This window comes from Novosphingobium sp. APW14 (assembly GCF_032337075.1).
GTDB lineage: Bacteria > Pseudomonadota > Alphaproteobacteria > Sphingomonadales > Sphingomonadaceae > Novosphingobium.
In genome coordinates this window covers 163842-186306 of sequence record NZ_JAVYAB010000003.1, presented here as the reverse complement: position 1 = coordinate 186306, position 22465 = coordinate 163842, and the positions used below count along the sequence as shown (strand labels likewise).

The 22465-nt window shown below is 64.3% G+C and carries 22 protein-coding genes and 1 tRNA gene; 8 read left to right on the top strand and 15 right to left on the bottom strand.

Features of this window, described 5'->3' with window-relative positions:
* Positions 1-19: 19 nt before the first annotated feature.
* The 5 genes from RQP55_RS05415 to RQP55_RS05395 all read right to left on the bottom strand — a co-directional run bounded on the left by RQP55_RS05415 (position 20) and on the right by RQP55_RS05395 (position 5864).
* Positions 20-1003, bottom strand: a complete 984-nt coding sequence (locus RQP55_RS05415; RefSeq protein WP_315609167.1) for an aminoglycoside phosphotransferase family protein — start codon at positions 1001-1003, stop codon at positions 20-22.
* On the bottom strand, positions 994-1422 hold the full coding sequence (gene tsaE, locus RQP55_RS05410; RefSeq protein WP_315609166.1) for a tRNA (adenosine(37)-N6)-threonylcarbamoyltransferase complex ATPase subunit type 1 TsaE: 429 nt from the start codon (positions 1420-1422) through the stop codon (positions 994-996). The genes RQP55_RS05415 and tsaE overlap by 10 nt, the downstream gene beginning before the upstream one ends.
* A 17-nt stretch (positions 1423-1439) precedes the next feature.
* Positions 1440-3797, bottom strand: a complete 2358-nt coding sequence (locus RQP55_RS05405) for a PAS-domain containing protein (protein ID WP_315609165.1) — start codon at positions 3795-3797, stop codon at positions 1440-1442.
* An 85-nt stretch (positions 3798-3882) separates the two neighbouring features.
* Complete coding sequence (ahcY, locus tag RQP55_RS05400) at positions 3883-5286, bottom strand: adenosylhomocysteinase (RefSeq protein ID WP_315609164.1); 1404 nt, start codon at positions 5284-5286, stop codon at positions 3883-3885.
* Positions 5287-5405: 119 nt separating this feature from the next.
* Positions 5406-5864 (bottom strand): S-adenosyl-L-homocysteine hydrolase, encoded by a 459-nt coding sequence (locus RQP55_RS05395; RefSeq protein ID WP_315609163.1) that lies wholly within the window; start codon positions 5862-5864, stop codon positions 5406-5408.
* Between the two features lie 173 nt (positions 5865-6037).
* Here RQP55_RS05395 and RQP55_RS05390 point away from each other — a divergent pair, with 173 nt between their 5' ends.
* The gene (locus RQP55_RS05390) at positions 6038-6517 is read left to right on the top strand and encodes a peroxiredoxin (RefSeq protein WP_315609162.1); all 480 of its coding nucleotides are present in this window, start codon (positions 6038-6040) and stop codon (positions 6515-6517) included.
* Positions 6518-6690: 173 nt separating this feature from the next.
* Positions 6691-8250, top strand: a complete 1560-nt coding sequence (locus RQP55_RS05385; RefSeq protein ID WP_315609161.1) for a S10 family serine carboxypeptidase-like protein — start codon at positions 6691-6693, stop codon at positions 8248-8250.
* A 38-nt stretch (positions 8251-8288) separates the two neighbouring features.
* Here RQP55_RS05385 and folE read toward each other — a convergent pair whose 3' ends face one another.
* The 4 genes from folE to RQP55_RS05365 form a co-directional block, all read right to left on the bottom strand.
* Complete coding sequence (folE, locus tag RQP55_RS05380; RefSeq protein ID WP_315609160.1) at positions 8289-8888, bottom strand: GTP cyclohydrolase I FolE; 600 nt, start codon at positions 8886-8888, stop codon at positions 8289-8291.
* Between the two features lie 2 nt (positions 8889-8890).
* Complete coding sequence (locus tag RQP55_RS05375) at positions 8891-10402, bottom strand: phospholipase D-like domain-containing protein (protein WP_315609159.1); 1512 nt, start codon at positions 10400-10402, stop codon at positions 8891-8893.
* Positions 10403-10630: 228 nt separating this feature from the next.
* Positions 10631-10707: transfer RNA gene (locus RQP55_RS05370), tRNA-Arg, on the bottom strand.
* 45 nt (positions 10708-10752) lie between these two features.
* Positions 10753-11139 carry a (deoxy)nucleoside triphosphate pyrophosphohydrolase gene (locus tag RQP55_RS05365; protein ID WP_315609158.1) on the bottom strand — a complete coding sequence of 129 codons (387 nt, stop codon included), beginning with the start codon at positions 11137-11139 and terminating at the stop codon, positions 10753-10755.
* Between the two features lie 97 nt (positions 11140-11236).
* Here RQP55_RS05365 and RQP55_RS05360 point away from each other — a divergent pair, with 97 nt between their 5' ends.
* Complete coding sequence (locus RQP55_RS05360; RefSeq protein ID WP_315609157.1) at positions 11237-11431, top strand: Flp family type IVb pilin; 195 nt, start codon at positions 11237-11239, stop codon at positions 11429-11431.
* Between the two features lie 94 nt (positions 11432-11525).
* The gene (locus RQP55_RS05355) at positions 11526-11696 is read left to right on the top strand and encodes a Flp family type IVb pilin (RefSeq protein ID WP_315609156.1); all 171 of its coding nucleotides are present in this window, start codon (positions 11526-11528) and stop codon (positions 11694-11696) included.
* A gap of 75 nt (positions 11697-11771) precedes the next feature.
* On the opposite strand, the gene RQP55_RS05350 is transcribed toward RQP55_RS05355, so the two are convergent.
* From RQP55_RS05350 to RQP55_RS05330, 5 genes are all read right to left on the bottom strand, one after another.
* On the bottom strand, positions 11772-13265 hold the full coding sequence (locus tag RQP55_RS05350; protein ID WP_315609155.1) for a M48 family metalloprotease: 1494 nt from the start codon (positions 13263-13265) through the stop codon (positions 11772-11774).
* Positions 13266-13383: 118 nt separating this feature from the next.
* On the bottom strand, positions 13384-14331 hold the full coding sequence (locus tag RQP55_RS05345) for an acetyl-CoA carboxylase carboxyltransferase subunit alpha (protein ID WP_315609154.1): 948 nt from the start codon (positions 14329-14331) through the stop codon (positions 13384-13386).
* A gap of 9 nt (positions 14332-14340) precedes the next feature.
* Complete coding sequence (locus RQP55_RS05340) at positions 14341-15243, bottom strand: tyrosine recombinase (protein WP_315609153.1); 903 nt, start codon at positions 15241-15243, stop codon at positions 14341-14343.
* The gene (locus RQP55_RS05335) at positions 15230-17119 is read right to left on the bottom strand and encodes a hypothetical protein (RefSeq protein WP_315609152.1); all 1890 of its coding nucleotides are present in this window, start codon (positions 17117-17119) and stop codon (positions 15230-15232) included. Before RQP55_RS05335 ends, RQP55_RS05340 begins: the two co-directional genes overlap by 14 nt.
* Entirely contained in the window at positions 17116-17250 is a 135-nt protein-coding gene (locus RQP55_RS05330) for a hypothetical protein (protein ID WP_315609151.1), read from the bottom strand. The genes RQP55_RS05335 and RQP55_RS05330 overlap by 4 nt, the downstream gene beginning before the upstream one ends.
* 78 nt (positions 17251-17328) lie before the next feature.
* Here RQP55_RS05330 and RQP55_RS05325 point away from each other — a divergent pair, with 78 nt between their 5' ends.
* Positions 17329-17898 carry a shikimate kinase gene (locus RQP55_RS05325; RefSeq protein WP_315609150.1) on the top strand — a complete coding sequence of 190 codons (570 nt, stop codon included), beginning with the start codon at positions 17329-17331 and terminating at the stop codon, positions 17896-17898.
* Positions 17889-18995 carry a 3-dehydroquinate synthase gene (gene aroB, locus RQP55_RS05320; protein WP_315609149.1) on the top strand — a complete coding sequence of 369 codons (1107 nt, stop codon included), beginning with the start codon at positions 17889-17891 and terminating at the stop codon, positions 18993-18995. Before RQP55_RS05325 ends, aroB begins: the two co-directional genes overlap by 10 nt.
* 16 nt (positions 18996-19011) lie before the next feature.
* On the opposite strand, the gene RQP55_RS05315 is transcribed toward aroB, so the two are convergent.
* Complete coding sequence (locus RQP55_RS05315; RefSeq protein ID WP_315609148.1) at positions 19012-19872, bottom strand: sterol desaturase family protein; 861 nt, start codon at positions 19870-19872, stop codon at positions 19012-19014.
* Between the two features lie 74 nt (positions 19873-19946).
* Here RQP55_RS05315 and RQP55_RS05310 point away from each other — a divergent pair, with 74 nt between their 5' ends.
* Both RQP55_RS05310 and RQP55_RS05305 read left to right on the top strand, forming a co-directional pair.
* The gene (locus RQP55_RS05310; protein WP_315609147.1) at positions 19947-20594 is read left to right on the top strand and encodes a Crp/Fnr family transcriptional regulator; all 648 of its coding nucleotides are present in this window, start codon (positions 19947-19949) and stop codon (positions 20592-20594) included.
* 345 nt (positions 20595-20939) lie between these two features.
* Positions 20940-22463 (top strand): oligopeptide:H+ symporter, encoded by a 1524-nt coding sequence (locus RQP55_RS05305; protein ID WP_315609146.1) that lies wholly within the window; start codon positions 20940-20942, stop codon positions 22461-22463.
* Positions 22464-22465: the final 2 nt, after the last annotated feature.

Below are 22465 nucleotides of genomic sequence, written 5' to 3'. Positions count from 1 at the left end.
GCGGTGCCGGGTAGGTTGCTCACGGCTGCCAGCTGCCCCCGCCCGCTTCGCGCAGTCCGGCCGGCACGTTGGCATCAAACCAGCGGGCCACGGGTGCGAGTGCCGGATGAGCGAGGTCCCGCTCAAGTAAGGCCCAGACGCGGGGGATGTAATCGAGGTAGCGCGGCTTGCCATCGCGCTTCCACAGGCGGACGAAAATGCCGACTATCTTGGCATTCCGCTGCGCCCCCAGGCGGGCATAGTCTGCCGTAAAATCAGCGCCTGCACCGGTCTTGCTGAGATAGTAATCAAGCATCTGCGCCTCAAGCTCGGGCGCAACGTCGCGGCGGGCATCCTGCAACAACGAGACCAGGTCATAGGCCGGATGGCCAACCAGCGCGTCCTGAAAATCGAGCAGACCCTGATCGCCCAGGGACCCCAGCAGCATGATGTTTTCGGCGTGGTAATCGCGCAGCACCACCACACCGGGGCGCTGGCGCGGCAGCATCGGGCTGAGGACCTCTTCCCAGGCCGCAGAATAGCTGGCCGCATCGACATCAAGACCGCGCGCCGAGCAGTACCAGTCAACGAACAGCTTGGCCTCGCGCTGATACTCGGCCAGCGAATAATCAAGGAACGGCCCCGGCGGAAGGCGGCGCAGTTCCACCAGCGCGTCAATCGCGGCCCGATAGACCTCCGCCTCATCAGCGGGCCACTGATCCAGATATTCGCGCACCCGAACTTCGCCGAAATCCTCAAGCAGCACCAGCCCACGGGGCGCATCTTCAGCCAGGATACGCGGCGCGCGCAGGCCATTGGCATCGAGCCACTTTGCCGCCCGCAGGAACGGCGCGGGATCCTCGGTCGGCGGCGGCGCATCCATCAGCATCGCGCTCTGCTCGCCCAGGCGAAGGCGGAAATAGCGGCGGAACGAAGCATCGCCCGCCAGCGGTTCGATCACCGCATCACCCCAGCCGGCAGCGGCCAGAAATGCTTCGAGTCCCTCGGGAAGTTTCACGTCCATCCCGGACGCCCTAGCCAATTCGCCCCCGGCTCGACAATTGCCGACCGGTCCGTTTCCGCAGTTTCGATAGTGATCGAAAGGCAGCCTGGCTCATGGGCAAAGCCCCCGGCGTGTTCGGGCCATTCGGCGATCAGCGCGGCACCTTCGCGGTAATCGTCCAACCCGATCTCTTCGGCCTCCTCGGGCCGGTCCAACCGATAGAAATCGGCATGAACCAGTGGCAAGCGGACGGCGGGCGTATCGTACGTCTCGATAATCGCAAAGCTGGGCGACGGCACCTCGCCGTGATGGCCCAGTGCGGCGATGATCGCCCGAGCCAGCGTGGTCTTGCCGGCCCCCAGACCACCTGACAGCGCCACGACATCGCCGGGCTGGAGCACGGCGGCGATCCGCGCACCCAGTGCCGCGGTCGCGGCCATATCCGGCAACGCAATCCTCACGGCAAGTCGATGATTGCCGCGGTGCCATGCCCCGGCTCTGACAACAGTTCCAATGTCCCGCCATGCGCCTCAACCAACCGCCGCGCCAGCGGCAAGCCCAGCCCCTGACGCCGCGCGACCACTGTGCCATCGGCGGAAAGCTTGATGCCTTCAAGCGCACGGGCCAACGTGGCAGCATCCATCCCAGGTCCATTATCGGAAATGACAATCCGAGCGCGCCCCTTGCGGCCGGACAGTTCAACCAGCACCCGCCCGCCATTGGGGGTAGCCGCCAGGGCATTTTCCAGAACATGGCCAATCGCCCGCGCCAGCCGCCGGCTATCACCGGTAATCCGGCCGACGCCCTTGTCCCCGCGCAGGTCCAGTGTCAGCCCGGCCTCGCGGATACGCTTGGCGCGGTCCTCAACCAGGCGGGTGACCAGCGGGTAAAGTTCCACTTCTTCGCGGACCAGCGGCAGCAGGCCAGCCTCGCTCTGCGACAGATCAAGCACCGATTCGATCTGTTCGCCCAGCCGCTCGACCGAAGCGAGGATCGCGGCGACATACTCATGCCCCTGCGGCGAAAGCTCGCCACCCAGGCCCGTTTCAAGCAATTCCGCGAAGCCACCGATCGAGGTTAGCGGCGTGCGGAATTCATAGCTCATATTGGCGAGGAAGCGGGTCTTCAGCGCATCGGCTTCTTCCAACGCAGCAGCGCGCTGCTTCAGCGCTTCCTCGGCCTTCTGGCTGTCGGTGATGTCAAGCACGGTCAGCAGGCCATTGCCATCGGGCAGCGGCACCCCGGCGAATTCCAGCGTGCGCCCATCAGCCAGCACAACACGCCCACCGGTCTGGCGGCGATCCAGCGTGGCGGCGCGAACAACATCGCCCACCGTCTTCGCCCGCTCTGGCTTCTTCAGACGGGCAGCGATCCGTTCAAGCAAGGCGTCGATCCGTGGGTGGCCATCAAGCAGACGATCATCGAGCCCCCAATCCGCCGCGAACCGCCGGTTCCACAGTTGCAGCTTGCCATCTGGCGCGAAGACCGCGATCGACTCAAACAGGCTGTCAAAGGTCGCCGTGCGGGTGCGGAGCAGGGTATCGCGATTGGCTGAGAGGCGCAGCTGTTCAGTCCGGTCTTCGGCAATCAGCAGCAGGCCGCCGTCCGGCAGCGGCTGGGCAACGACGCGCAGGTGCGTGCCATCGGCCAGAGTCCAGGCCTCTTCCTGCGCCACGCTGGCCTGGAACCATCCGGCTCTTTCCCGCCGCCAGGCCGGGAAGTCACGCGCTTCGGGCACACGGCCGCCATCGCGGGCCAGATCAAGCAGGCGCTCGAATGGCGAAGGGTCTACCAAAACAGCGGGCTTGAGCCCAAAGATTCGCAGGAACGGCTGGTTGGCAAAGGTCAGCTGGCGGCGCGCATCGAACTGTGCAACCCCGGCCGAGAGCTGATCAAGCATCGAGCGCTGGGCATCGCGGAAGGCCCGGAAATCACGGCCGAGTTGCTCCATATCCTCGATGTCGTTGGCATATCCGGCGATGCCTTCCTGCCCCAGCGGCAGGTCGGATACGCGCAGCGACCGCCGCTCACCCTTGATCGTGGCTGCCACGATCCTCTCGATCGGCAAGTTCTTGCCCGCGGCTTGCAGCGCGATCTGCTTGGCGGACAGGCCATCGACATTCTCGACCAGTTCCACCCCGTCCGCAACGACCTGCCGCGCGTCGTCGCCGGCCACAGCCTCGACGTAAGCCGAATTGACCAGCCGCAGATCACCATCGGGGCCGCGAAACCACATCGGCATCGGCGCGGCTTCGATCAGCCCAACCAGCGCGGCAAAATCGTCCTGCGCGCGGCGCGCTTCCTCACGCAGCTGGACCAGTTCGCTTTCGCTGTCGGAAAAGTCGAACACCCAGACCATCGCCGCGCCACCCGGCGAAATTTGGGGATCAGCCAAATGCCCGCGCAGGGCCAGGCTGCGCTTGGAACCCTTCGGCGTGATCACCATGCGAAACGGATTGGCGGTGCGCTGACAGCGCCGCACGGCTTCGCTCAGTTCGCGCAGCTGCTCATCGGTCAGGCCGCCCCCACCGCCATCGATCCGGCCGCCATCCAGCTCGGTCAGGAACTGCGGGACCACTTCCAGCCCCAGCCAGTTGGCCAGCCGCTGCGGCGCCTCGATCCGGCCATCGGCGCGCACCAGCAAGGGAATGGCGGGGCTTTCATCCACCATCCGCGCCAGCCGCCGGGCTTGACGCTGGCCGCTTTCGGCCCGTTTTCCGCGGGCCCGCGCGGCCAGCACGGCCCAGGCCGCCGCCACGGTCCAGGCCGAAAGCAGCAGCCCGATCAGCACCAGCACGGTCGGGGTCAGTGTCATGATTTCCAGCTATGCGCGAGGGCGCGCAATGGCAAGCGCAGCCCTCGCGATATCGTCATCCCGGCGCGTGGCCGGGACGCGGCGATCAATAGCGGTAGTGATCCGGCTTGAACGGGCCAGACTGCGAAACGCCGATGTACTTGGCCTGCTTCTCGTTCAGCTTGGTCAGCTGCACCCCCAGCTTTTCCAGGTGCAACGCGGCGACCTTTTCATCGAGGTGCTTGGGCAGGACATAGACTTCGTTCTTGTACTGCTCGCTCTTGGTGAACAGTTCGATCTGCGCCAGCGTCTGGTTGGTAAAGCTGGCCGACATGACGAAGCTGGGATGGCCGGTGGCGCAGCCCAGGTTCACCAGCCGCCCCTTGGCCAGCACGATGATCTGCTTGCCGTCCGGGAACTCCACCAGGTCGGTGCCCGGCTTCACTTCGGTCCACTTGTAGTTGTCGAGCGCCGAGATCTGAATCTCGCTGTCAAAGTGGCCGATGTTGCAGACGATGCTCATCGGCTTCATCGCCTTCATGTGCTCGGCGGTGATCACGTCCTCGTTGCCGGTGGCGGTGACAAAGATGTCGCAGCGCTTCACGGCTTCTTCCATGGTGACAACTTCATAGCCTTCCATGGCGGCCTGCAGCGCGCAGATCGGGTCGATTTCGGTGACCATCACGCGGGCGCCGCCCTGGCGCAGCGAAGCGGCCGAACCCTTGCCGACATCGCCGAACCCGGCAACGCAGGCCACCTTGCCGGCCAGCATCACGTCGGTCGCGCGGCGGATCGCGTCAACCAGCGATTCCTTGCAACCATAGAGGTTGTCGAACTTCGACTTGGTGACGCTGTCGTTCACGTTGATCGCGGGGAACGGCAGCTTGCCGTCCTTGGCAATCTGGTAAAGCCGGTGGACGCCAGTGGTGGTTTCTTCCGACACGCCCTTGATGTGGGCAACCGACATGGTGAGGTAGCCCGGCTTGCGCTTCAGGAAGTTCTTCAGCGCGCGGCAGAATTCGATTTCCTCGGCATTGCTGGGTTCGAACAGGTCTTCACCCGCTTCGACGCGGGCGCCCCACAGCGCGAACATGGTGGCATCGCCGCCATCGTCCAGGATCATGTTGGCGGTCTGATCACCCCAATCGAAGATGCTGCCGACATAGTCCCAGTAATCGGCCAGGCTTTCACCCTTGATTGCAAAGACCGGGATACCCGCCGCCGCAATGGCGGCTGCGGCATGATCCTGGGTGGAGAAGATGTTGCAAGTCGCCCAGCGGACCTCGGCACCCAGCGCCACCAGCGTTTCGATCAGCACGGCGGTCTGGATCGTCATGTGCAGCGATCCGGTGATCCGCGCACCCTTCAGCGGCTTGGATGCACCGAATTCCTGGCGCAGCGCCATCAGGCCGGGCATTTCGGTTTCGGCAATACGGATTTCGGCGCGGCCGAATTCGGCCAGGCCGATGTCGGCAATGGCATAATCGTGGGTTTGGGCAGCAGTGGCCAAGGGACTTCTCCTGAACGTCAGGGCGCCCGGCAAAAACAGCCAAAGGCGGCGCCAATCATGACGCCGCCCTTAGCCGCTCAGCGCCTTAGAGGCAAATATAAAGATTGCTTTATATGATCTCAACGCGCCCAGGCAAAGCGGGCGGAGCCGCTGCTGGCCAGCAGCTGGTCTGCCGCCTCGGCCAAGACCGCCACGCCCCGCGCCTCGGCCAGGCTGCGGGTGGCAACCTTCAATTGCGCGCAGCTGAGCCAGGGGTGCCCCTGTCCGTAAGTGTTGGCCATGGTCACGCTGATCTTGTCGAGCGCACGGGCGGCATTACCCGGTCCGAAACGCTGTGCCAGCTGGTCCTGCATCGCATGGCTGGCGGCGTTCAGTTCGGTGATGTGGTTGGTGGTGAAGCGGCCATAATCGGCCTGAAAATTGTCGGGCGTGTTGCGGCAGCGCAGCCCCGTAACCATCAGCATGATATCCAGCCGGCGCAGCTTTTCGGCCTCTTCAAACGATCCGGCGCTGGCCGGCCCGCTGGCCAGCATACCCAACAGGGCGGCAGTGCCCACCAATCCCTTGGCAATCCCCATGTGCAGTCTCCCGGCGGGACCTTGTTCCCGCACCGTCAGACTGCCGCGGCAAATTTACCGCTTTTTAAAATGGCGGGGTAAAGCGGAATTAACGATGCCAAGCGTTGCCGTGTCCGCATCGTGACCTATATCAGGACAGCAATTTCCCGCCCCTTCCTGACAGGAGAATAAGAATGACGATTGCTGTTGGCGACAAGCTGCCCGACGTAAAGCTGGTCAAGGCCACCGAGAACGGCCCCGAAGCGGTGCAGAGCGCCGATTATTTCAAGGGCAAGCGCGTTGCGCTGTTTTCGGTCCCGGGCGCTTTCACCCCGACCTGCTCGGCCAAGCACCTGCCCGGCTATGTTGAAAAGGCCGGCGAACTGAAGGCCAAGGGCATCGACGAAATCGCCTGCACGGCGGTCAACGATCCCTTCGTGATGGGTGCCTGGGGCAAGGCCTCGGGTTCGCAGGACGTCGCCATGCTGGCCGATGGCAACGGCGATTTCGCCAAGGCCGTGGGCCTGACCATGGATGGCTCGGGCTTTGGCCTGGGCCTGCGCGGTCAGCGCTTTTCCATGGTGGTCAACGATGGTGTGGTCGAACAGCTCCACGTCGAAGCCCCGGGCGAGTTCAAGGTGAGCTCGGCCGAACACCTGATCGAAAACCTCTAAGTGCAAACGGAACTGGCGCCGGCCGGGCTGGCGCCAGTTTCCTGCCGATACCGGCCACGCCGCCCATCGGGCCGCGTTGGCCGTTTGCGGAAGCTCCGCACCCTCCCCCTTGCGACACCGGCCAGCCCGCGCCATCACGGCGCCGGGTCACACCAATGGGGGATCAATATACCATGCGCCTTGCCGCCAGCCTGCTGTTGCTTGCCACCAGCGCCCTTACGCTCGCCACTCCGGTTCTGAGCCAGGACAAGCGACCCGAGGCCGCCAAGTCCCGCAAAGAGGCGATGATCGCCGAGGTCGAACAGGCCTGGGTCAAGCCACCGGTCGAGGAAGCCAGCGCCGTCAGCAAGGGCACCGCAACCGTGCGCGGGGTGAAGATCCCCTATACCGCCACCGCCGGCACCCTCACCATCCGCGATGATGACGGCAAGCCTACCGCCAGCCTGTTCTACACCGCCTATACCAAGGACGGCGGCGGCAACCGTCCGGTCACCTTCTTTTTCAATGGCGGTCCGGGTTCACCCACGATCTGGCTGCATATGGGCAGCTTTGCCCCGATCCGGGTCCAGACCGGCGATCCGGTCTATGTCGCGCCATCGCAATATGCCCTGCGCCCCAATCCGGACAGCCTGATCGACAAGACCGACATGGTTTTTATCGATGCAATCGGCGCGGGTTGGTCGCGTCCGCTGGGTGACAAGACCGGCAAGGATTTCTGGGGCGTCGATCAGGATGCCGATGCCTTTGCCCGCGCGATCACGCGCTATGTGGCCAAGAACAACCGCTGGCTGAGCCCCAAGGTGCTGTTTGGCGAAAGCTATGGCACGCTGCGCGCCGGGGCGATCGGTGCGCTGCTGGAACAGCGCGGGATGAGCCTGGACGGGATCGTGATGTTCTCCACGATCCTCAACTATGGCGTGCGCCAGCCGGGCTATGACCAGAACAGCATGATCCTGTTCCCAACCTATGCCGCTACGGCCTGGTATCACAACCGCCTGCCCGAGCGCCCGGCCAGCCTGGAACAGTTCCTCACGGAAGTCCGCGCCTTTGTCGCCGGTCCCTATGCCGCAGCACTGGCCAAGGGCGATGATATCAGCCCAGATGAAGCCCGCAAGGTCGCCGGACAGATGGCCAGGTTCACCGGCCTGTCGGTCGATTACCTGCTCCGCTCGCGGCTGCGGGTTTCGCTCGGCCATTTCCAGACCGAACTGCTGCGTGATCGCGGAGTGGCAACCGGCCGCCTTGATACCCGCTACCTGCTCAACGTGGCCGACGCCAATGCCGACAGCCCCGACGAGGATCCGGCCAGCACCGGCATTACTGGCGCTTACATTGCCAGCTTCCAGGACTATGCCGCCCGCACCCTCGGCTACAAGACCGACATGCCCTACAAGCAGTCAGCCCGCGACAGTTCGTTCGATTGGGACTGGCGCCACCGTGCCCCTGGCGAGCGCGGCGCCCAGACTTCGCCCAACACCGGGATCGACCTCGCCTATACGATGCGCACCAACCCGCACATGAAGGTGTTGTTCCTCAACGGCTACTATGACGCGGCAACGCCGTTCTACAGCACCGAATACGATGCCGCGCACCTGGGCCTGACGCCCGAACTGCGCCGGAACATCGCGTTCAAGTATTACCAGAGCGGGCACATGATCTACCTGAACCCGCAAGCCCTCACGCAAATGCGTGATGACCTCGCGGCCTGGTACGAAAGCGCGACGAAGCGGTAATCCAGCCGTTGCGGTCCCCGGCCTTGCGCCGGGGGCCGTCAGTAACCCATCAGGCTGAGCACTTCCTTGCGGCTGCGATGGTCATCCAGGAAGCAGCCAAGCAGGCGGCTGGTGACCATGCCCACGCCGGGAGTGCGGACCCCGCGCCCGGTCATGCAACCGTGCTCCGCCTCGATCACCACGGCCACACCATGCGGCTGAAGATTGTCCCAGATGCACTGGGCGACTTCGGCGGTCAGCCGTTCCTGGATCTGCAGGCGGCGGGCATAGCCGTGGAGCACGCGGGCCAGCTTGGAAATCCCGACCACGCGGTTCTTCGGCATATAGGCGATCGCCGCCTTGCCGGTAATCGGGGCCATGTGGTGTTCGCAGTGCGACTGGAACGGGATGTCCTTCAGCAGAACCAGTTCATCATAGCCGCCCACTTCCTCGAACTGGCGCGACAGGTGCTGGGCCGGATCCTCGCCGTAACCCTGGCAATATTCCTTCCACGCCCGCGCCACCCGCGCCGGGGTATCGAGCAGGCCTTCGCGCTGCGGATCATCGCCCGACCAGCGGATCAGGGTGCGGATCGCCTCCTGCACCTGGTCTGGCACCGGCAGCTTGCCGTTCTCATCCCGTTCGTGATCGCATCCCATGGTCAAACCTCCATTCGCGGACGGCGCAGGAAGCTGCCGCGGCGAAACAGCCCCTGGCGCTTGCTGAACGGTTCGAACATTTCTTCGGGCCGTTCGGGATCAAGCAGGGCGTTATCGGCCACCGCTCTCTCCGTTTCGGTCAGGGGACGCAAGGCAAAAGGTTCAAGGTACTTGCCCCGCCGCGGTGCCCTGGCGATCAGCGCCAACATCGACGGATCCTGCTCCAGCGCGGCCTCGACCTCGCGCCGTGGCAGGCCCAGGTGCTCGGCCAGCAGCGCGTGGCGCAGCTTGGTGATCCCGCTGCGGGCATGGCCATTGCCCGGACGCGCCGCATCGATGAACATGTCGCATTCGCTATCCAGCCCCAGCGAGCGGTTGTTCATGTTGGCCGAACCGATCCGCAGGATCTCGTCATCGACGATCATCGTCTTGGAATGGACATAGATCGGCGTTCCTGCAGCATTAAAGGGAACGAAAATCCGGAACCGCCCCCGGTGATCGACGTCTTTGATTGCGTGCGCCAGCCGAACCCGCGCCCCGTCCATCGCCACCACTTCCAACCAGCCTTCGGCGGTCAGCGGATTGATCAGCACGACCTCGGGCGGGTCTGGCTCCGCCATCCGCCTGGCAATCGCCTCGGCGATCAGCCTTGAGGCGAAGTATTGGCTTTCGGCATAGATGAAGCGCCGGGCCCGGGCGATATGCTCCAGGAACAGCGCCTCGATCTCGCGCACTTCGCTTACTGTGTTCCAACGCGATCGGGTCCGCGAAATGCCCACTTCAACGTCGTGAAAATCGGCCTTCAACGCCGAAGGCCAGGGGCTGGACACCTGCGGCGCGCAAGGCTCCATCGGCTTGCCGCCCGCCTGCTGCCAACGCTCGCGCCCCAAATCCCCCAGCGCTGTGGCCGCATCGCCCTCCACCATCAGCGTCAGGTCATGCCATGGACCGAACAGCCGCGGCGAGAATGGCAGGCGGCGGCGCAGGTCCCCCTCCTTATGTTCAGGCGTGTCCCACCGCCCGGCAGTCATGTCGATCCCGCCGCAGACGGCGAAGCGATCGTCGATCACCACGATCTTCTGGTGATGGCTGCACCCCAGCGGGTGCGCCGAATCGAACTTGAAGTCGATCGCCGGATTGCGCCACCAGCGATAGAGGTCGAGGATCATCGAGCCGCGGAAGATGAACTTCAGCGCCCCGAAATTCCATTTCAGCACCCGTACCTCCAGCCCGCGCGTGCGCTTGCACAGCCAGATAACAAAGGGCCCCAGCCGCGCCGGGTTGGCCAGCTTGTCGGGCAGGTTCCACCACCGCCGGCCCTGGCCCAGCAGGATTCGGGTATCAAAATCCCAACCGATCATCATGATCCGCTGCCGCGCGCGCATCAGCGCCTGCTGCATCAGCGCAAAATAGGGCGCCGCATCGATTACCACGTGGACACGGCTGGCCCTGGCATAGCGCCAGACCGATGGTGATGAGCCCGAATGTGCTGAAACTGTCGGTTCTTCGGCCACAGGCCCTCATAGCTGCTCAAGGGAGGCTGGGCAGCAAAAACCGTGCGGGCAAGGGATTGGTTGCGCAGTAGGCCGCGGAAGACGGCAATCGTGGCGGTCCCGGCGCCCGGAACGATTGTCCTGGTTTACGGCTCGATCGTCTTCGCTTCGCTCAGACTCCGAAATTCGACGCGGTCCGTGATCCGCAAATACAAAACGGGCCCACCTTGCGGTGAGCCCGTTTTGTAATGGCGCGCCCGGAACGATTCGAACGTCCGACCCTCAGATTCGTAGTCTGATGCTCTATCCAGCTGAGCTACGGGCGCGTTGGAGTGGCGCTCATAGGCAGGTCGTTCGGGCTTGGCAAGCGGCTAAATCGACGAAATCAACGTCCGCGCCAAAGGCACATCGAGCGGCGGCATTTCCAGCCCCAGCAAGTCGTCCGGTCGCACCCACGCCAGAGCCTCCCCGGCCAGGCAAAGCGGCTCGCCCGTCCAACTTCGGCACATGTAAAGCATGATGACATGGGGGTTTTCGGGCTCGCTCGACTGGTCAAGGTAATGCAGATCGCGGGCTTCAACCTCGATCCCCAGTTCCTCCGCCAATTCGCGAATTAACGCCGAATAGGGGTCTTCACTTACCTCGACCTTACCGCCGGGGAACTCCCACAGCCCACCCAAAGCGGTGCCGAGCTTGCGTTGGTGCATCAGAATCCGGCCATCCCCATCGATCAGCGCCGCCGCGACCACCAGAACCATTGTCGGATTTTTTTGCACTTTAAGGTCCGTTCTCAATCAATCGTTAGGGTTGTGATGCGAAGTCATACCTACCCGCACAAATCGCGGAGAGGAAAGCATGTTAGCCGCATTTGCCAAGAACCTGATCAGCGATGAGCGCGGCACTTCAGCCGTAGAAATGGGGCTGATCTGCGGTCTCATCGTTCTGGCCATGCTTTCGGCGCTGCAGAGCTTTGCCAATGAGAATTCGGCGTTGTGGACGAGCATCGCCAGCAAGGTTTCGGCTTCAAGCCAGGCGGCGGCAGGCGGTTAAATAATTTGCAAGACTTATCACCTAATCCGGAGATCGCTCGATCTGGGTGACAGGAAAAGAGCCGGGTACTTAAGACTGCTACAGGAGACTGACCATGAAGTTCATCAACAAGCTGTTTCGTGACAACGCTGGTGCCACCGCCATCGAATATGGCCTGATCGCCGCTCTGATCGCCGTTGCCGCGATCACCGCAATGCAGGGCCTGGGCAACCAGCTGAAGACCACCTTCAACAAGACCGCGACCGAAATGGCGAAGAGCAACTAAGCGCTCGTCATTCGACTACGCAACAAGAGGGCGGCGGGGAAACCCGCCGCCCTTTTCGTTGTTGGCTAGCAGCGCTCAATAGGTAACCAGCTTGACCTTCTGCCCCGCAGTAATCCGGCTTGACGCAGTCAGCCCGTTCAAGACCAGGAAACGATCCAGCGGCGCATCGGTATAAGCCATGCGGCTGGCCAGCGATTGCACGGTATCGCCTGCCCGCGTCGTAATCACCGCCAGCCGCCGCGGCTTGATCGCCGCAGCCTCTGCCGCGGTTATCCGCCGCATTGATCGATACATCGAATCAAACACGCCCGCGCCGCCGGCCTGGGCAATCGTCACAAAGTGAAACGCCTGGTCTGCTGCAAACTGATAGGCAAAGATCGTCACATCGACCATGCCGTCGCCGGTGTTAACCCGCGCCGTGGAATAGGCCGCCGGCAAGCCATTAACCGTGGTCCGGTTGACCTGCCCCGGATCGATCTGCTGCTGCCCCTGCTCGGTCAGACCGGCAAATGCGCTTCGGACATAGGCATCAAGATCGCCCGAAAACGGGCCGGTGGTAAACTGCCCGCGCCCGGATTGGCCGTTGATCGCCACCGCGCGGGTGCCGTTCATCATGTAAAAGCCATTGGGCGCTTCATAAGCCAGCTTCAATCCCGGGTGCGAAAACTTCCGCCCTTCGACCACGCCCTGCTTTGGATCGTCGCCATAGGTCAGGCCGGTAATCCGGGTCAGGAATGTATCGCGGTTAGTCAGCCCGGTGGCATTGCTGCCCGCCCGGGCCAGCGCCGTGCGGACGCGCGAGGCCGGATCGGGGTGGGTCGAGGCCCAGGCCGGAACCTGGTTGCTTGATCCCATCAGCCGCGCATCCAGCGCATTCTGGTTGGCCAGCGATTGCAGCACGGTGCTCATCGCGCGCGGATCATACCCGGCCTTGCCGAGATAACTGATCCCCAGATTGTCGGATTCGGTCTCCTGCGCTCTGGAGTACTTGAGCGTAAGCAGCTGCGAACCTTGCAGGAACCCGCGCTGGAACAGCTGGCCCACCTGGCTGTTGCCAAGCACCGCGCCTGAAATCACGGCACCCAGCACGCCAAGGATGGTATTCTTGGTCGCCGCGCTCTGCCGCTTGGCGGCATGGCGGGCGGCCACGTGGCCCACTTCATGCCCCAACACCCCGGCCAGCTCCGCCTCGTTGTTCATCAGCGCCACCAGTTGGCGGGTAACGTAAATATAGCCGCCCGGAATGGCGAAGGCGTTGTTCACGGGTGAATTGAGCAGGGTAACGGTAAAGTCACCCCGCGCGTTGCTGAGGCCAGATTGCACCGCCACGTTCTTGCCAATAGCTTCAACATAGGCCGCCTGTGGGCCGGCATCTGCTCCGCCGAATTCTTCCAGCAGTTGCGGGTGGGCCTTGGCTCCTTCGGCCTTGTCCTTGGCGCTGATGGCTTGAACCGCTGCGGCCTGCGGCACCGCCTGCGCACTGGCCGCCCCGCCGCCACATGCCGAGGAAGCCAGGATCGTCGCACAGCCGGCGGTAGCCAGCGCGATATATCTGAAATTGCTAGACATGAGCAGCTGCTCCCATTCCGTTTGACCCGATCCTATTGCTAGACCGGCTGAACGGAATTGGAACCGTAAAAGTTCCCGCTCTGGCTATCTAAACCCTTCGCACGCCAGCTTTCGCTGATCAGCCTTCGCCGATCCGCAGGAAGCGTTCTTCGCGCAGGGCGCGCAGCTTGGCCGGGCTATGCTTGGCCAGCGCATCCAGCTCCTCACCGATGGCCTTGGCCAGGCCATCAATCGCCAGCTGCGGATCGCGGTGCGCCCCGCCAATCGGTTCCTTCACGATCCGGTCGATCACGCCCAGTTCCAGCAGGTGCTGAGCGGTCACGCGCATGGCTTCGGCCGCGTCGGCCGCCTTCTCCGCAGTACGCCACAGGATCGAAGCACAGCCTTCGGGGCTGATCACCGAATAGACGGCATGTTCGAACATCAGCACGCGTTCGGCACTGGCCAGCGCCACCGCACCGCCCGAACCGCCCTCACCCACGATCACGGCCACCATCGGCACCTCAAGCGCCAGGCAGGCCTCGGTCGAACGGGCAATGGCTTCGGCCTGTCCGCGTTCCTCGGCCTCAACCCCCGGAAACGCGCCAGACGTATCGACCAGGGTCACCACTGGCAGGCCGAACCGGCTGGCCATTTCCATCAGGCGGATCGCCTTGCGATAGCCTTCGGGCTTGCCCATCCCGAAATTGTGCTTGATCCGGCTTTGGGTGTCGTGCCCCTTTTCATGGCCGATCACCACCACCCGGCGGTTGCCCAGCTTGGCCAGGCCGCCAATGATCGCGTGATCCTCACCATAGCAGCGGTCACCCCCCAGCGGCACGAAATCGGTAAAGGCCCCGGCGATGAAATCGCGGAAATGCGGGCGCATCGGGTGCCGGGCGACTTGTGTCTTCTGCCAGGGCGTCAGCGCGGCATAGGTGCTGGCCAGCAGGTCCGCGCTCTTCATCTCAAGCCGGCGGATCTCCGCGGCAATGTCAACATCCCCGCCTTCGGCCGCGGCGCGCAGTTCGGCGATCCGTGCTTCAAGCGTGGCGACCGGCTTTTCGAATTCAAGATAGGAAATCATGCTTCTGCGCTAGCCCGCCGGGCGGCGATGGGCAAGAGGATGCCGCGCGTTAACCAGTTCAACCAGCCGTGCCGAATCGACATGGGTATAGATCTGGGTCGTGGCGATATCGGCATGGCCCAGCAGGGTCTGCAGCACGCGCAGGTCGGCGCCGCCTTCCAGCAGGTGCGTGGCAAAGGCATGGCGCAGCACGTGCGGGCTGACCCGTTCGGGATCGAGCCCGGCGCGCAGCGCCAATTCACGCAACAACTGGAACAGGCGCACCCGTGTCAGGTGTCCGCTCTTGCCGGTCGAGGGAAACAGCAACCGCCCCTTGTCCCCACGCAGCGCCAGCCAGCGCGACAACGCCTGCCGCGCGCGCGTGCTGACCGGAACCAGCCGCTGCTGCCCGCCCTTCCCAGTAATGTTCAGGAACGGCGCATCGCGCGGGACGGCGTTGAGCGGCAGCGAGACCAGTTCGCTCGCCCGCAGGCCCGAGCCATAAAGCAGCTCCAGCAGGGCCAGCAGCCGCACGGCATCGGGCCGGTCGCCCTCAGCCTCGAGCTCGGCGGTCTTGAACAGCGCCTCGACATCGCCGTGCCCCAGGATCCGCGGCAGCGGGCGGCGGGTGCGCGGGCGCGGCAGCGCCGGCGAAGGATCATCCCCGCGCCAGCCTTCATCAACCAGAAAACCAAAGCACTGCCGCAGCGCAGAGCATTTGCGCGCCAGGCTGGCAGGGGCAAGGTCAGACCAGACCCCGGCCAGCCGCGCCAGATCCGCGCGGTCCACTCCGGTCAGCGGGCCAATCGCGGCCTCTGCGGATTCGAGATCGCGGCGATAGGCCGCCAGCGTGTTCGCGGCGGCCCCGCGTTCCGCCGCCAGCATGGCCAGGAACGCATCGACGGCGGCTGACAGCGGCCTACCCCCGGGCAACCGCCTCGGCCGCGATCATCCGGGCTTCGGCGGAAAGGCCGACGCGGTTAAGCGCCGAAACGATATGGTACAGGTGGACGCTGGTCATCTTGTCCCAGCCATCGCCCTGCATCCCCACGCCCGCCAGGAAACAGACCAGCGCCGGATTGTTCACATCGGCGGCCTGATCGATCAGCCGCGTCCAGCGGGTCCGGCGGTCGAGGTTGATTTCAAGCTTGGAAGCGAAATCGGCAGCCGTCGCCTGTTCGACCCGGCCCAGCCCGGCCAGCCCGGCCAGCAGGAACCGTGACTTGCGGTAATTGTCGCTCTCATCGTCGGAATGGAAGGATTCGAGCGCGCCCGACGGTACCGGGTTCCCGCGGTTGGGCGAAGCCAGAACCAGCTGCGCCCAGGCCAGCGAGCCAACTTCGGCCTGGCTGGCCCAGCGCAGCGCATTGCCATCGAGCCCCGCCGCCAGCATCGAGGCGACAAGATCGGCCGACTGGTCGGCAAAGCTGTCGTCCACCGGCATGCGGGCCGCAGCATAGGCGGTCAGCACCAGCCGCGAATAGCGCACCCGGCTATCCTTGGCTCCGTCCCACAGCTGGGAAATTGCCGCCATGCGATCCGAGGCCGCTTCACCCGTATAGGCCGTGCGGAGCAGCCCCGCCCGGTCGGCCCAATCACCGGTGATGTCGTCCTGCGCGTAAATCTGGCTATAGAGATCGACCATCGCCGAGCTCGACAGGATGCCCGCCGCTGCCGCCTTGTCCGCCCCTTCGGCCCGCGTGGTCAGTGGCACCATGGGCGCCAATGCCGCGACATAGGCATAGCGATCGGGTGCATTACGCATCAGCGCCGCCGGCGGCTCCAGCCCGGTGGCGATGGTGAAGGCATAGCGCCACGGTGTCATCTCGCTGACTCCGTCCCACTCGATCGTCACCGCCCGGCGCGATTTGCCCGCGGCACCGGCGTATTTCTGCGCCAGCAGCATGTCGATCTTGGGCCAGACGCCCCCACCCTGCATGCGGTCAAGCTGCGCCATGGCCGCCGTGCCATCGCCCTGGAAGGCCTGGCAAACGCTGCGCAGCACGCGCCATTCGGCATCCTTGCGTGCGCCGCCCTGCACGGTGATTGCCGGGCAGATCCCGGTAATGTCGGCGGTAAAGGCATAGGCATCCAGCGCAGCGCGGGTCAGGCTGTCGGTATAGTTGCCGGCGTCAACATCCTGCACCACGGCGCGGGCCACTTCGCCCTCACCCATTCGCACCAGCAGCGCCGCGCGGCTGGCCGCGAAATCGGCCGGGTTCATCCCCTGCGGCGCATCAAGCCGCGAGGCGAGTGCCCGGCGCAGCAGGATATGCCCCCAGCGCGAGACCAGCTGCCCCTTGTTGCCATCCAGCGTAGCCCTGACCAGCGCCCCGCTCTGCCGGGTCAGCGCCCCGGCGGGCAGCCCGCCTTCGTAATCGGCCAGCACCCCGACCTGCTTGAGCGAGCGGCGCGCAGCCGGCGGCATATCGGACCGTGGCTTCAGACCCAGCAGCTGGTCCAGCTCATCGGGTGACATCGCCTCAAGCTCTTGCAGCGTGGGAATGCGCACCCCGGCCGGCAGGACCGGTGCCGCAGCCGCACTCGTCCCGCCCGGCACCGGCTGGACGACGGGCACGGAAATGCTTGCCGCGCCGCCATTCCCACCCGCCGAACTGCCCCGTGTCACCGTGACCGGCGCAGCAGCCGGCCGCGCTGGTGGCTGCGGTGCAGTAGCGCGCGAAGGCGCGGCTCGCGGCTTGTCAAAGCCGGGCGGCAGCAGCGATTCGGGCGCATTCTGCGCCAGGACCAGGGCAGAGCTCAGCGCCAGCGCCGAACCCAGTGCCAGCAGGGCCATGTTCCGCTTCATCGATTAACCCCCGGCAGCGCAACAGGTTCGGCAATCAGGCGCTGCGGCTGTTCGCCGCCATCGTGCCAGGCCCAGCCGAGCAGCGTCGCAACGGCCACAGCCAGCACCAGCCATCCCTTGCGCACCCTCACCGCCACGTTTTGCCTTTCTGCCCCGAAACCTGTCCAATACTTGCGAACCCGGTTAGCCCATCTATAGGCAGGGCCGCAATGGACCATGACGAAACCGAACAGTCGAGCACCGATGTCGACGCCCTCGCGCGGCGGATCGATCGTCCGGTCGTGCTGGTCGGGATGATGGGCACCGGCAAGTCGAGCATCGGCCGGCGGCTATCTGCTTTGCTTCACCTCCCCTTTGTCGACGCGGACGAGGCGATTGAGCAGGCCGCTCAGCTCTCCATATCCGAAATTTTTGACCGCCACGGCGAAGGCGCCTTTCGCGATGGGGAACGCCGCGTGATCGCCCGGCTGATGGATGGTGAGCGCAAGGTGATAGCCACCGGCGGCGGTGCCTTCATCAATCCCGAAACCCGCGCGCTGATCCTGGCAAAGGCGATCACCGTCTGGCTCGATGCCGATATCGATACGCTGGTTGAGCGCACCACCCGCAAGGATACCCGTCCGCTGCTGCGGCAGGGTGACCCGCGCGAAATCCTCACCCGGCTGCGCGATGAGCGCCGCCCGGCCTATGCCGAGGCGCCAATCCACGTTACCTCCGGGCGCGGCCCGCAAGCGCGCACCGTGGCGCGGGTCCTGAAGGAAATTGACGCATGGCTGTAATCCCGGTCGACATTGCTGGCCGCCCTTATGAGGTTCACGTCGGCTCCGGTCTGCTGCCCCGTCTGGCCGAGATTGCCGGACCGCGCCTGCGCAAGCGCCGCGTGCCGATCGTGACCGACGCCAATGTCCACGCCGCCTGCGCCAGCATGGTCGATGCCGCCCTAGCCGCCGCCGGCCACGAGGCTGCATGGCGCGTGCTCCCCGCCGGGGAAGCCAGCAAAAGCTGGAACCAGCTCGCCGCCACGGTTGACTGGCTGCTGGCCGAAGAGGTCGAACGCGGCGATCACATTATTGCGCTGGGCGGCGGCGTGATCGGGGACCTGACCGGGTTCGCCGCCTCCATCCTCAAGCGCGGCTGCAATTTCATCCAGGTGCCGACCTCGCTGTTGGCGCAGGTCGATTCCAGCGTTGGCGGCAAGACCGCGATCAACACCCCTGCGGGCAAGAACCTGGTCGGCGCCTTCCACCAACCCGCACTGGTCCTGGCCGATCTTGATCTGCTGAACACCCTCCCCCGGCGCGAGCTGCTGGCCGGCTATGCCGAAGTGGTGAAATACGGCCTGCTCGGCGATGCCCGGTTCTTTGACTGGTGCGTGGCCCATGGCGCAGCGATGCTGGCGGGCGATGCGGACCTGCGCGAACAGGCGGTCGCCCACTCGGTCGCGGCCAAGGCAAAAATCGTCAAGGCGGATGAGCGCGAGACCCTGGGCCTGCGCGCCCTGCTCAACCTGGGCCACACCTTTGGCCATGCGCTTGAGGCGCAGACCGGCTTTTCGGATCGGCTGCTCCACGGTGAAGGCGTTGCCCTCGGCATGATCCTAGCCGCGCGTTTCTCGGCCCGCCGCGGGCTGATCACCGCCGCCGCCGCAGACCGGATCGCCGCGCACTTCGCCGACGTCGGCATGGCCAGCGAGATCGCCACCCTCGGCCTCAACTGCGATGGCCAGGCGTTGGTGGCGCATATGCTCCACGACAAAAAGATGGACGCCGGCACCCTGCCTTTCGTTCTGATGAAAGATATCGGCGAGGCCTTCCTGGCGAAGGACGTCGATCTGGCCGAGGTGGCGACCTTCCTTGGCGATCAGTTGACCCGTTAGAACCAGACCCTCGCGATCAAACCTGTGCCGCGATCTGAGCGGATGCAGGCGAGGCCCCCGGCACAAGGCGGTCCATATCGGTGTTTTCGGGGAAGATCGGCCACAGCAGTTGCTGACCCAGTGTGGCATCGGGGAGGTTTTCCACCCCATAGCTGGTCGGATAGGTTCGCGTAATCCGCGCCGTGCCGAACAGCACGTCCCAGAAGAACAGCAGGTTTCCGTAATTGCCCTTGTAATGGACCGCCGGGTCGCTGAGGTGGCGACCGTGGTGTGCATGGTGAGTGGCCGGGGTCGAGATTGTCCGCTCGACCAGCCACATTACCGGCGAAAGCCACTTGATCCGATACAACGAGGCATCCCATGCAATGTCGCTGTGCGCGCCGATGATCACCAGCATCTTGACCACCAGGTAACCCGCATAGAACCAGCCAAGGCCAAGGTAGATCAGCGCCCCGGCAAACCACAGGCTGGGCATCATCGCGTAGTAGATCACATTGTTGCGATAGACGAGCCGCACACTCATGTAGCGGGCGTTGTGGTGTGCGCGGTGCAGGTTGTAGAGCCAGGCGAAACTGTGTGAGGCGCGGTGCCACCAGTATTGCATCATATCCTCGAACACGAGGAACAGCATCAAAGCTGGCAGAATGCCGATCTGCGCCAGCGCGCCCTGGTACTGCGGGAAGTAACGCGTTCCTATCAGTCCGGCGGCAACTATGATCAGCGGCTGGGTCACGGTTAACAGCAGCACGGTCGACACCGCCTCCACGATCCCGTCGTTGCGACATTGCTCCTGCTTGGAAAACAGGTCCGACCGGACCAGTTCGAGCAGCCCGAAGGCGATGTAGATACCAATTACCAGCCAGCTCGACGCAGTCATGGCTCCCTCTCCCGTGCCCGAGCTTGCTGCTCGTTTCTTGCTAGCCGCATTATAAAGGTGCATCGCAGCAAAGAATGCAAAGTGTTTATCATTTATCTGCAATCGGCCCGACCCGTGCCGATCCGGCACTGGCCGCGGTGCTGCGCCAAGCCGGACGGAAGATCGTGTTCTCCGCCGGGCAGTTCATTCAGCAGCAGGGCGATGGCAGTGACGGGTTCTGGATGATCGAAGCCGGACGCGTCGCAATTTGTAGGTACGGGGCCGAAGGCGCGGTTACTGTCTTTGCCGTGCTGGGCGCTGGCGATCTGTTCGGCGAACTGGCGCACTTTGCTGCGACACCCCGCCAGGTCGATGCCGTTGCGCAAGAGCGGTCTGTATTGGTCCGCGTGAGCGCCGCGCAGGTTGATCGCTTGCTGGCGGACGAGCCTGCCTTTGCCCGGGCCCTTCTCACCTCGCTTGCCCACCAGCTGCGGCTTGCGCTCGATTTGATCGATCGGGAGCGCAGCTTGACAGCTGAAGCCCGAATTGCCCGCCTCTTGCTGGATCTGACAGAGCGCGAAGGCTGCGAATTGTCGCTCACCCAGCAATCGCTGGCAGATCGCGCCGGCGTGTCGCGGGTGACAGCAGGGCAAGTGCTGGCTCGGCTCGAGCAAGTGGGAGCAGTGCGCCGGGCTTATCGCAGGATCGCTATTACCAACCGTGCGGCGCTGGAAAAGTTCTGACGAGCGGCCATTTTCCTACCCCACTGAAACCTGTCATCCTACTGGCCATGCCAAAGGTAAGCCCCGCGCGATGGGTCAGAATGCAGCCAGTCCTGCCAGCCACGGGGCGTGGCGACTGCACGGGTCCGGTCTATTCCGCACCGGTTTTTTTGTTCGTCCAACTGTACAAGCCGCTCAATTCAAGCCGAAACCTCAGCATTCCTGCCGATCTCGCCGTGTTGGGAAAAGTGGACGCAGTGTCCACTGTGTCCACTTCTTCGTCACGCTGGTGCCGCACCGCGCGCGCTTGCCAGCACTGGCACAGGCGGCTAGCCCCTCGCCCATCAAACCATCCGGGGGGATGACATGACCGTTGCCGAAACCACGCCAGAGCTTGATGCGCCTGCGCCCAAGCTGGACAAGAACGACCGGGCCTTTCTGGGCCATCCCAAGGGGCTGGGTTACCTGGCCTTTGTCGAAGGGTGTGAGCGTTTCTCATACTATTCCATGCAGACGCTGTTGGTGCTCTACATGGTCAAGTACCTGCTGCTGCCCGAACATATCGGCGGCGTTCTGGGCCTTCAGTGGCTGCAAGGCGCGGCCTATGGCGGCAAGGAGGGCCAGCCGCTCGCCTCGGCGATCTTTGGCGATTACACCAGCCTGGTCTACCTGACCCCGATCGCCGGCGGCCTGATTGCCGACCGCTGGCTGGGGCGGCGGGCAACGCTGCTGGCCGGGGCTGTCGTCATGGCGCTGGGCCACTTCCTGATGGCGTTTGAGGGGCTGTTCCTGTTCGCCCTGCTCGCACTGGTGGTCGGCGTCGGGCTGTTCAAGGGCAATATCGCCAGCCAGGTGGGTGAACTTTACGGCCCCAATGACCTGCGCCGGGCCATGGCGTTCCAGATCTTTTACATCGCGATCAACGTCAGTGTGATCGTCGCGCCGCTCATTTCGGGCACGCTGGGTGAGAAGGTTGGCTGGCATTACGGCTTTGGCACGGCCGGGGTGGTGATGGTGGCGGGGCTGCTGCTTTACATCAAGGCCGGGCCCTGGCTGCCCAGGGAAGACCGGGCGGCAGAGGCAAAGGCATCGGCCGATGGGCTCGACAGCAAGCGGCTGCTGGGCTTCACCGCCGCGGCGCTGGCCCTGCTGTTCGCACTCGGCCGGGTGGTGCCAGACCTGGCCGCGATTGGCCTGTCGGGCGAAGTCGGCCTGGCCGTGGCGCTGGGCCTGCTGACGGCAGTGAGCGCGGCGGATCGCCCTCGCGTGTTTGCCCTGCTGCTGCTGATCCCGATCCTGGCGCTGGCCATGCTGACCAACCAGCAGATCTTCAACGCCTATCTCGTCTGGGCCGACGCGCATTTCCAGCTGACCTTCTTTGGCACCACGCTGCCCACCAGCTACATGATCACCATCGATGCGGCGCTCAGCTTCTCGATGCTGGCGGCGGTCGCGCTGTTCTGGAAATGGCGCAGCGATCGTGGCGGCTGGGAACCCGATGAAATCGGCAAGATGATCCTGGGTTCGGTCTTCGTGATGGCGGGCGGCCTGTGTCTTTACCTCGCCGCGCTGACGCAGGGTGATGCCAAGATCGGCCTGTTCTGGCCGGTGATGTTCCACCTGCTCAACGCCATTGGCTTTTCGCATATCATGCCGGTCAGCCTGGCGCTGTTCACCAAGGTGGCCCCGCGCTCCATCGTCGCGACGGTGGTGGGGATCTATTACCTGACCTTCTTCGCTGCCAACAAGACGGTGGGAATCATCGGCGGCTGGTATTCAACCATGGATACCCCCACGTTCTGGCTGATGCACGTCGGCACGGCGGCGGCGGGTCTGGTGGGCTTTGCCGCATTCAGGCTGGTGATGGGCAAGCGGCTGGCAGAGGCCTGAGC

Coding starts and splice junctions, on each gene's coding strand:
- RQP55_RS05395 (WP_315609163.1), bottom strand. CDS start 5,864: ATGGGGATTGCCAAGGGATTGGTGGGCACTGCCGCCCTGTTGGGTATG.
- RQP55_RS05365 (WP_315609158.1), bottom strand. CDS start 11,139: ATGGTTCTGGTGGTCGCGGCGGCGCTGATCGATGGGGATGGCCGGATT.
- tsaE (WP_315609166.1), bottom strand. CDS start 1,422: ATGGCCGCGACCGCGGCACTGGGTGCGCGGATCGCCGCCGTGCTCCAG.
- RQP55_RS05305 (WP_315609146.1), top strand. CDS start 20,940: ATGACCGTTGCCGAAACCACGCCAGAGCTTGATGCGCCTGCGCCCAAG.
- RQP55_RS05325 (WP_315609150.1), top strand. CDS start 17,329: ATGGACCATGACGAAACCGAACAGTCGAGCACCGATGTCGACGCCCTC.
- RQP55_RS05345 (WP_315609154.1), bottom strand. CDS start 14,331: ATGATTTCCTATCTTGAATTCGAAAAGCCGGTCGCCACGCTTGAAGCA.
- RQP55_RS05405 (WP_315609165.1), bottom strand. CDS start 3,797: ATGACACTGACCCCGACCGTGCTGGTGCTGATCGGGCTGCTGCTTTCG.
- RQP55_RS05415 (WP_315609167.1), bottom strand. CDS start 1,003: ATGGACGTGAAACTTCCCGAGGGACTCGAAGCATTTCTGGCCGCTGCC.
- aroB (WP_315609149.1), top strand. CDS start 17,889: ATGGCTGTAATCCCGGTCGACATTGCTGGCCGCCCTTATGAGGTTCAC.
- RQP55_RS05385 (WP_315609161.1), top strand. CDS start 6,691: ATGCGCCTTGCCGCCAGCCTGCTGTTGCTTGCCACCAGCGCCCTTACG.
- RQP55_RS05390 (WP_315609162.1), top strand. CDS start 6,038: ATGACGATTGCTGTTGGCGACAAGCTGCCCGACGTAAAGCTGGTCAAG.
- RQP55_RS05360 (WP_315609157.1), top strand. CDS start 11,237: ATGTTAGCCGCATTTGCCAAGAACCTGATCAGCGATGAGCGCGGCACT.
- RQP55_RS05315 (WP_315609148.1), bottom strand. CDS start 19,872: ATGACTGCGTCGAGCTGGCTGGTAATTGGTATCTACATCGCCTTCGGG.
- RQP55_RS05355 (WP_315609156.1), top strand. CDS start 11,526: ATGAAGTTCATCAACAAGCTGTTTCGTGACAACGCTGGTGCCACCGCC.
- RQP55_RS05350 (WP_315609155.1), bottom strand. CDS start 13,265: ATGTCTAGCAATTTCAGATATATCGCGCTGGCTACCGCCGGCTGTGCG.
- RQP55_RS05335 (WP_315609152.1), bottom strand. CDS start 17,119: ATGAAGCGGAACATGGCCCTGCTGGCACTGGGTTCGGCGCTGGCGCTG.
- RQP55_RS05310 (WP_315609147.1), top strand. CDS start 19,947: ATGCAAAGTGTTTATCATTTATCTGCAATCGGCCCGACCCGTGCCGAT.
- folE (WP_315609160.1), bottom strand. CDS start 8,888: ATGGGATGCGATCACGAACGGGATGAGAACGGCAAGCTGCCGGTGCCA.